Genomic DNA, 9,337 nt, shown 5'->3' on the forward strand with positions numbered 1-9,337 from the left:
AGCATTTGTATTTTTATTCGGATATATGTAATATTATCGAATTGTAAAGGGAACTCTGAATTATGAACCGTAGAACCGCAATAAAACAATTTTTCATTATAGCTGGCGGACTGACAATTTTGTCGTCCTGTCTGAATGATGGAGGTGCATCAATTGTATTAAATAAGTTGAAGATTTCGGCCGAAGATGAGCAATTTTTGGGCGATCTGGCGAACATCCTGATTCCAAAATCGGATACACCAGGAGGAAAGGAGCTGAATCTGCATCTTTTCGTTATTAAAATGGTCGATGATTGTGAGTCGCCAGAAAATCAGGCTAAATTTGTCGCCGGTTTCAACAAGTTGCGAAAACAGTTGAATTTAAAAAATAGCAAAGCGACTGAGACCACTTTGGCGGGGTTAAAAGACCAAACCGACGAGAGGGCTTTTTTTGAGACCTTCAAATCGCGTGCAATTCAGGGGTATATGAATTCAGAATACGTGATGAAGAATAAGGTGATCTATAAACTTATTCCAGGTCCGTACAATGGTGCGGTAAAAGTTAAGGCATAAATAGCACATGGCAAATCTAAATATTGACAGTGAAAAAAACAGAACCTACGATGCGATCGTGATCGGTTCGGGAATTAGTGGCGGTTGGTCCGCAAAAGAGTTGTGCGAGAAGGGGTTGAAAACATTGGTTTTGGAGCGTGGACGTGATGTACAACATATCAAGGATTACCCAACCACCAATATGATGCCTTGGGAGTTTGAGCATCGGAACGAGATGCCGTTCAAAGTAAAAGAAGAAAATCCGATTGTCAGCAAATGTTATGCATTCCATGAAGATGCGGCCCATTTTTTTGTAAAAGACAAGGAACACCCTTATATTCAGGAGAAACCTTTTGACTGGATCAGAGGCTATCAGGTTGGCGGCAAGTCCTTATTATGGGCGAGACAGACGCAACGGTGGTCTGATTTTGATTTCGAAGGGCCAGCGAGAGATGGTTTTGCAGTAGATTGGCCGATACGTTATGCTGATTTGGCGCCTTGGTATGCTTATGTCGAAAAATTTGCCGGTATTGCCGGTAATCACGATGGACTTCCTGAATTGCCGGACGGCGAGTTTTTGCCAGGCTACCCCTTAAATATTGTCGAGAAGTATTTTAAAGAAAGCGTCCAAAAGAAATTTCCGGAGCGCAAAGTTATTTCAGCACGATGTGCACACCTATCTAAACCAAATCAGATTCACATCGAACAAGGACGTGTACAGTGTCAGAATCGCGTACTTTGTCAGCGCGGATGTCCTTTTGGTGGATATTTCAGTTCTAATGCAACGACAATTCCTTGGGCCGCCAAGACCGGGAATATGACGCTACGTCCATTTTCTGTTGTTCATTCAATCCTCTATGATGAACAAAAAGGAAAGGCAGTGGGTGTACGTGTTATTGATACCAATACAAAAGAGGAAATTGATTTTTATGCCAAACTGATTTTTGTCAATGCGGCTGCAATCAATACGAATTTGATCTTATTGAATTCTAAATCGAACCGTTTTCCAAATGGTTTGGGTAATGATAGTGGTGTGCTCGGAAAATATGTTGCTTTTCACAACTATAGCGCACGAATTTATGCAGAGTATGAAGGACTGTTGGATTTTACGGCCGAAGGGCGGAATCCAGCAGGTGGAGGGTATATTCCACGTTTCAGAAACTTGCACAAACAGGAAACGGACTTTTTAAGGGGCTATGCCGCCGGTTTCGGAGCTTCGCGTAGTAAAGAGTCCGATCGTTCGGGCTTAGGGCTAGATCTGAAAAACAATTTGTTGAATCCTAAATTAGGTGTTTGGCAGGTTGGATCTCACATGATGGGTGAAACGATACCAAAAGAATCGGGAATGGTTTCATTGGATAGCAGTAAGAAAGATGACTGGGGTATTCCTTTGTTAAAAATTGCTGTCGATTATGATGAGAATGATGAAAAAATAAAAAAGGATTACATTGCTGTCATGACGGAGATGTTTACGGATGCTGGCTTCACAAACATTCGCCCGGATTCACACTGGCAAGCTCCAGGTTTGGATATCCATGAAATGGGTGGTGCACGTATGGGGCACGACCCGAAAACTTCGGTATTGAATAAATGGAATCAGATGCATGCTGTGAAAAACGTTTTTGTCACAGACGGTGCAAGTATGACCTCGACATCAACACAAAATCCTTCATTGACCTATATGGCATTTTCGGCACGATCTGTCGATTATGCGATTAGCGAGATGAAGAAAGGAAATATTTAGTTTACAGGGGAAAGGTTTTGAAAATAAATCTTTCCTCTGTAAAATTAAAGTGCTATCTTTCCACCCGAATAGCACGCTAAAACCAAGAAGAATAACCAAAAAGGAAAACAATAACGAATAAACAATTAATGAACAAATAAGTAATCAAAAAAAAGCAATTAAAAAACCAAAATAGGGAAACCAAAAAATTTTACAACAAAAGCAAAAGCGATTTAGCAGACTTTATTGCAGATTCTATGCGGCAATAATACCATAGACATTTGAACCCAGACGTTTTCTGTTAAGTGAAAGCAATGGAATATAGCAGGCAATTTTAAGAAAGCAGATCGATTTTAAAACGATCAATTAAGGGAAACTAAATTAAACTAGGCGTTCTAAGCATCTTTTTGCTAAAACGTTTTTATAAACCAAATCACTATTATAAATAATTAATAGACTGCCAGATTTAATCTATTACGATAGAGATGGGGATCAGGTATTCGTATTAATTATTGAAGATGATACTAATTAAACATGACCGTTTAAGCTTATCAAAGTTAAAACGTTTTATAAACCAAAATCACTAATTATATGAGCAGAATCGATTTAGAATCATTTGCCCGCTTAACGAAAAATACCAAGCTGTTTTTTTCGTTGGCTATTATCGCAGGGACGATACATCAGGCAAATGCGCATGTCATCGCCAAGAGGGAAGATCCAAAAGAGACCTTTACCCATAAGGTCGCTAAGTTTCAGGATTTAATTAAAGGAAAGGTACAGGATGCGAAGACTGGAGAAGGGGTCTCCGGTGTTTCGGTTACCGTCAAGGGATCAGTAAAAGGTACAACATCGGATGGTCAGGGTAATTTTGCCCTGCAAGCCAAGATAGGAGATGTCCTTGTCGTTTCGTCTATTGGTTATCGAACAAACGAAGTCAAAGTAATAGGAAATGCCCCGATTGATATTCGACTATCCGCGACAGAAGACCAATTGGAGGAGGTTATTGTTGTCGGTTATGGTACGCAAAAGAAAAGTGAAGTGACTTCAGCAGTGGCCTCTGTAAAAGAAAAGGATTTCAATCAAGGTGGTATGCGCAACCCAATGGATCTGGTGCAAGGTAAAGTTGCCGGGCTAAATGTGACGAGAACCCAGGGCAGTAATCCAAATGCTGGTTCAGATATCCAATTGCGGGGTATGGCCTCCATGAAAGGCGGAAACTCCCCGCTGATTGTCATTGATGGCATTCCTGGTGGAAATCTAGATTTGATCAAGCAAGGAGATATTGAATCCATAGACGTGTTAAAGGACGGATCTGCAGCGGCTATTTATGGGACGCGGGGTAATGGTGGTGTAATTTTAGTAACCACTAAAAAAGGCAAATCTGGAGAACCACGATTTGAATATTATACCTATGGTCAACATGAGTCTGTCGCAAAGAAACCTTCGATGCTGAGTGCGCAGCAATTTAGAGATTATGTGGTCAACGGACAGAATAAACCTGATCTTGACCTTGGCGCTTCAACAGATTTGTATGACGAATTGATCAATAAAGGTAATTTCTCAACATTCCATAATTTTGTTGCCAGCGGTGGTGGCGATAAATCCAACTACCGTGCTTCAATTAACTATGAAAATGCCGAAGGCATTGCTAAACAGAATGGACGTCAGCAATTTGGCGGTCGTGTCAATTTTTCGCAAACTGGATTAAAAGATCGATTGACTTTCTCCGGTAATATTGCTGCCAATTTCAATAAAGCAGATCTTTTGGGTGGAAAAACGGAATATTTCGAACAGGCAATCCAGCGTAATCCAACTGCTCCACTATACAATCCCGATGGAAGTTTTTACCAAACCCAGGGTTATAATAATTTTAATCCGCTGGATCGTATGGCCAACCGTGTAGATCAACGCAATCAGGAAACTTTTTCGGGAGACGCACGTATGAAACTCAAGATTATAGAACCATTGAGCATCTCAGCCTTCGGATCCTATCTTAGAAATAATTGGAACGATCGTCAATATCGTTCGATAAAAGATTGGGACCAACGCCAAAATTCTGAGTATCAGGGTATGGGCTATGCTTGGAAAAGAAATGAGTTGAATTGGTCCAAGACCTTTGAAACAACAATTGATTACAACCAGACATTCAACGACAAGCATAATATAACGGGTTTACTCGGTTACAGTTTTCAATATAATGGTTATGAGCGGTTTGAGATGTCCAATAATGGTTTTACAACAGACGCTTTTCAAGATTGGGACATGGGAAGTGGTACGGCTCTGACAAATACCAAATTGCCAAGACCATCGATGGGCTCATTTAAGGAAGACAATAAATTGATTGCTTTTTTTGGACGGGTAAATTATAATTATGACCAAAAGTATTTTGTGAGTGCAATTCTTCGCCGAGAGGGATCTTCGCGATTTGGTGCTAATCATAAATGGGGTAATTTCCCTGCCATTTCTGCGGGATGGACCATTACAAACGAAGACTTTTTCTCCAATAAAGAGCTTGTCAACAATCTGAAGCTCCGTGTGGGGTATGGGGTAACCGGTAATCAGGGCTTCCCAAATTACAATTCGTTGATCTTGTTGGGAACAGGTGGGGTATATCCGCAGGATGGCATCTATTATCAAACGTATGGACCGACACAGAACCCCAATCCCGACTTAAAATGGGAACAAAAAGCCGAATTGAATATCGGGCTCGATTTTGGTTTGTGGAATAACCGACTAACAGGGTCTCTAGATGTCTATAATCGTAAAACCAAAGATTTATTATACCAATATAAGGCGCAACAGCCAGCCTATGTGAGTACAAACATTTGGTACAATGTAGGCGAGGTTTCGAATAAAGGTGTTGAGTTGCAATTGTCTGGAGTTCCAATTCAAAAAGAAGATTTTAAATGGACGGTGGATTTTGCGGGAAGTTATCAAAAGAATAAACTCGTTACCATGTCCAATGATATCTTTAAGAGTAATTGGATGACTTTTGGCGGTCTGCCCTCTCCAGGTAATCTCGGAGATGCCATTCGTCTTGAAGAAGGCGGTGAAATTGGTTCCTTCTATGGAAAACGTTATGCGGGTCTGAATGATGCTGGAGAATGGCTCTTCTATAAAGCTGACGGCTCCAAGGCTACCATTGCGGATATAAATGATAATGATCGCGCCTATATTGGAAATGGTGTTCCCAAATTCAATGCGTCGCTAGGTAACCGGTTTGCCTATAAGGGCTTCGATCTGACCGTATTTTTCAGAGGGAAATTTAAGTATGATATTTTAAATACAGCGGATATGTTCTTTGGTAATCAAAAATGGTTGCCTAATAATGTTTTCGAAAGTGCTTTTACTAAACATGCCGACCTTAAACAGGATCCACAGTATTCGGATTACTACCTTGAGAATGGAAGTTTTGTGAAACTGGATAATATTACATTGGGATATAACTTTAAACTAAAGACTGATTATATCAAAAGTCTATATGTATATGCGACAGGGAGAAATATCGCAACCATGACCAAATATACGGGGATTGATCCAGAGTTGCAGGATACAGGTTTTGAAGCAGGGATTGATTCGCGCAGTTTCTATCCAAGAACAAGATCTTGGACAATTGGTTTAAATGTTGGATTTTAAAATAGTAAGGTTATGAAAAAAACAAATAAATATTTATTCGCCATCCTGAGCACTGTTACCTTAGGTATCTCTTTTAGTTCCTGCACCAAGTTGGATGAGACAGTGTATAGTAAGATCAAGGATGATAATTTTTATAAGAATAAACGGGAGGTTATGCAAGCTGCGCTCCGCCCTTTTACACATATGCAGGCCTGGCTTGCACCTACAGGTGGAAATGGCTTTTATTATCATTCCGAATTAAGTGCCGATCAGGTGGCCTGGCCGCAAAAGGGACGCCATGGATATGACGGTGGAGACCATATCCGGCAGCACTATCATACCTGGACAAGCAATGAAAGCCGAATGCGTGGGGCCTGGGAGTTGATGTGGGGCGGCGTTGGCTATGTCAATAATGCTATTCAGGATATTGAGAAATTGGATATCGCTAAAATTGCGGATCTGACAGAGGATGAACGCACGCAAATACTTGTGCAATTAAAAGTAATGCGGGCATTTCACTACATTAAGATAATGGATCTTTGGGGCAACGTTCCTATTGTGACAAAGGTAGCCGATCCTATTAACCCCGAAACCAAACCGAGAACAGAGGTTTTTGCATTTGTGCAGAAGGAGCTGGAAGAAAATGTGGATAAGTTGCCTAAAACCTCGGCCAGTAATATCGGTCAGGTATCTATGGCTGCGGGTTATGCCATGCTGGCTGAACTCTATCTCAATGCCGAAAAATGGTCGGGTAAGGCAATGAATGATGAATGTATCGCTGCTTGTGATAAGATTATTTCCGGACAGGCTGGCGGCATTGGAGGGGCTCCCAAATTGAGCCCTGATTTGAATGCATTGTTCAGTAATACCAATTCGGCGAATCCGGAATCCTTATTTCAATTTCAATATAGCAGACAGGCGGGGTTTACATTCGATTGGTCGGGATTCTATATGAGTTATGACTATATGAAGGAAGTGCTCAAAGTTGGTTACGGTGGATGGAATGCATTTGTTGTTATCCCTACCGCATTTAATGCCTATGCTGAAAATGACTTGCGGAAGAAAGAATGGTTTTTGTTTGGACCACAATATAAATACGGCACCACTACACCTGTATTGGGAACGGAAGAGTATTCAGGTAAACCGCTGGTGTTTGTCAATTCGATCCGCAGAGAAAGCGAAGGTGATAAAACTTCAGAAGGTGGTATGACAAAAGGAGAAGAGAATTCTGGAGCTCGATTTAATAAATATAAATCAGGTACCTTGGACGATGCCAACTACTGGGAGAATGATTATATTATTTATCGTTTAACGGAGATCTATTTCGATAAAGCTGAAGCACTTATGCGTAAGAATGGTGGAAAAGCCAGTAGTGAGGCTGTGGAGTTGGTCAATGAATCCAGAAAAAGAGCATTTAGTAAGGCTGACTGGCCTATGGCGCAGTATACTGTCGCTACATTGACGCTGGATGAATTACTGGCGGAACGGGGACGTGAATTTATTTTTGAAGGAAAGCGCCGGACAGATCTAATCCGATTCGGAAAATATATATCCGGATCTTGGTGGGATCATAAAGCTACGAACGATAAGAATAAAGAACTATATGCGGTACCGATGGATCAATTGGCAATCAATCCCAATTTAAAACAAAACCCTGGTTATTAATGTTCAGGAATAGTAGATGCCGTATAGGTATCTACTATTCTTTTACCTAAAACACATGAAAAGATATTTTACGTTGTTTCTTTTGAACTTTATTGGTGTAACCTTATTTGCACAGAAAAATAATTTTCAGAACTATGCTATCCAAACTTTAGATAGCATCTATAGCAAGTTTGGAAATACCAAGAATCAGCTCTTGGCTGAAAAATATCCCTTTGATGAAAACTTTAAAGCTGATTATCTGGATAATAATCAACAGGCAGCGCAGCAAAAGAAATATGCTTATCTATGGCCTTTCTCGGGTAGTTTCTCGGCTGTAAATGCCTTGATGGAATTACCAAAAACAAAAAAGGCATTTCAGTTCATACTTGACAAAAAAGTCCTGGTTGGGCTACAGGAATATAGGGATGAAAGTCGGTCGCCGGTTGGTTATGCTTCTTATTTAAATACAGCTCCTCCCTCGGATCGTTTTTATGACGATAATATCTGGTTGGGTATCGATTTTACCGATAGCTATATCCATACAAAAAAAATAAACTACCTGTCTTCGGCCAAAGAGATCTGGAATTTTGTAAAGAGTGGGGAGGATGATAAACTCGGCGGTGGCATTTATTGGTGTGAACAGAAAAAGGAATCTAAAAATACCTGTTCGAATGCACCAGCAAGTGTATTTGCACTTAAGTTATTTATGGCAACCAATGATAGGTCCTATCTGCAAGAAGGGGAACGTCTTTATGAATGGACAAAAAGAAATCTTCAGGATCCCGAAGATAAGTTATACTGGGACAATATGCAGCTCAATGGAAAGATTGGAAAAGCTAAGTTTTCGTACAACGCCGGACAAATGTTGCAGGCAGCAGCCCTGCTTTATAAGTTAACGAAAAATAAACGGTACCTTGAGGATGCACAACAGCTGGCTGAGGCCTGTCTAGGCTATTTTTTCGAAACGGATGCGAAATTGAATTTCCCAAAATTGAAAAATAGCAATTTGTGGTTTCATGCCGTAATGATGCGTGGTTACATCGAGCTCGCTGCGGTGAATGGCGACCAAAGGTATCTCACCGTTTTTGCGAAAAATCTTGAATTTGCCTGGCAGCATATGCGCGATCAAGCAGGGCTTTTCAGTCCAGACTGGACCCTGAAGGATCAGCATAAATCGAAATGGCTGCTCGATCAGTGTGCTTTTGTCGAAATGTACGCACGGTTGGCAAAAGCTGGGTATTAAAATCGATGTAAAACGGTATAAGGTTAAGACGCTGAAAATAATTTTTCAGCGTCTTTTTTTTGTTCTGTAACATATTGGTTAGAGAGATTAAATAATGTTTACTTAACATAATAGATGCTGTAAAATTTCTATTTGAACACCACCGTGGATATCATAAAAAAGGAGAAACCGACGATTACTTTTGTGCATTTCGACCAACCTGATGGCGTAGGCCATAATATCGGGCATAATACACCGGAATACTATGCCGAACTAAAACAGGTCGACAGACGTATTGGTACCTTGCAGCAAGCTGTAAAAGATGCGGGAATAGCAGACGAAACAATTTTTGTTATTGTTGCGGATCATGGTGGTACCGGAAAAGGACACGGTGGTAAATCGCTGGCCGAGGTGGAGATTCCTTGGGTAATGACCGGACCAGGTGTGCCAAAAGGAAAAGAAATCAAGGAAACTTTGATGATTTATGATATCGCGCCTACGTTAACTTGGTTGCTTGGTGCACCGCTTGATGCCGCTTGGCGCGGACAGGCAATCAAAGCATTCCAACAATAGTTGTTTCCCGTCAAACAAAAAGCCCCAAAG

Annotated in this window: 6 protein-coding genes; all 6 read left to right on the plus strand. The window is 40.8% G+C overall.

Going from position 1 to position 9,337, the window contains the following annotated elements; all coding sequences use genetic code 11:
• The first annotated feature begins 62 nt into the window (after window positions 1-62).
• The 6 genes from B3E92_RS15960 (at window position 63) to B3E92_RS15985 (ending at window position 9,307) form a co-directional block, all read left to right on the plus strand.
• Complete coding sequence (locus B3E92_RS15960; RefSeq protein ID WP_286727398.1) at window positions 63-551, plus strand: gluconate 2-dehydrogenase subunit 3 family protein; 489 nt, start codon at window positions 63-65, stop codon at window positions 549-551.
• A gap of 7 nt (window positions 552-558) precedes the next feature.
• Entirely contained in the window at window positions 559-2,274 is a 1,716-nt protein-coding gene (locus B3E92_RS15965) for a GMC oxidoreductase (protein ID WP_286802914.1), read from the plus strand.
• A gap of 570 nt (window positions 2,275-2,844) precedes the next feature.
• Window positions 2,845-5,889, plus strand: coding sequence for a SusC/RagA family TonB-linked outer membrane protein (locus B3E92_RS15970; protein ID WP_286709712.1), 3,045 nt, complete (start codon window positions 2,845-2,847; stop codon window positions 5,887-5,889).
• Between the two features lie 12 nt (window positions 5,890-5,901).
• Window positions 5,902-7,533, plus strand: a complete 1,632-nt coding sequence (locus tag B3E92_RS15975; RefSeq protein ID WP_088163117.1) for a RagB/SusD family nutrient uptake outer membrane protein — start codon at window positions 5,902-5,904, stop codon at window positions 7,531-7,533.
• Between the two features lie 55 nt (window positions 7,534-7,588).
• The gene (locus B3E92_RS15980) at window positions 7,589-8,755 is read left to right on the plus strand and encodes a glycoside hydrolase family 76 protein (protein WP_115046519.1); all 1,167 of its coding nucleotides are present in this window, start codon (window positions 7,589-7,591) and stop codon (window positions 8,753-8,755) included.
• 144 nt (window positions 8,756-8,899) lie between these two features.
• A complete protein-coding gene (locus tag B3E92_RS15985; protein WP_286802916.1) occupies window positions 8,900-9,307 on the plus strand; it encodes an alkaline phosphatase in 408 nt (135 codons plus the stop codon).
• Window positions 9,308-9,337 lie beyond the last annotated feature (30 nt).

This window comes from Sphingobacterium sp. UBA6317 (assembly GCF_002440385.1).
Lineage (GTDB): Bacteria > Bacteroidota > Bacteroidia > Sphingobacteriales > Sphingobacteriaceae > Sphingobacterium > Sphingobacterium multivorum.

What these genes read in the sequence shown, in the direction of transcription:
- B3E92_RS15965 (WP_286802914.1), top strand. Translation starts at nt 559, where the DNA reads ATGGCAAATCTAAATATTGACAGTGAAAAAAACAGAACCTACGATGCG.
- B3E92_RS15970 (WP_286709712.1), top strand. Translation starts at nt 2,845, where the DNA reads ATGAGCAGAATCGATTTAGAATCATTTGCCCGCTTAACGAAAAATACC.
- B3E92_RS15980 (WP_115046519.1), top strand. Translation starts at nt 7,589, where the DNA reads ATGAAAAGATATTTTACGTTGTTTCTTTTGAACTTTATTGGTGTAACC.
- B3E92_RS15960 (WP_286727398.1), top strand. Translation starts at nt 63, where the DNA reads ATGAACCGTAGAACCGCAATAAAACAATTTTTCATTATAGCTGGCGGA.
- B3E92_RS15975 (WP_088163117.1), top strand. Translation starts at nt 5,902, where the DNA reads ATGAAAAAAACAAATAAATATTTATTCGCCATCCTGAGCACTGTTACC.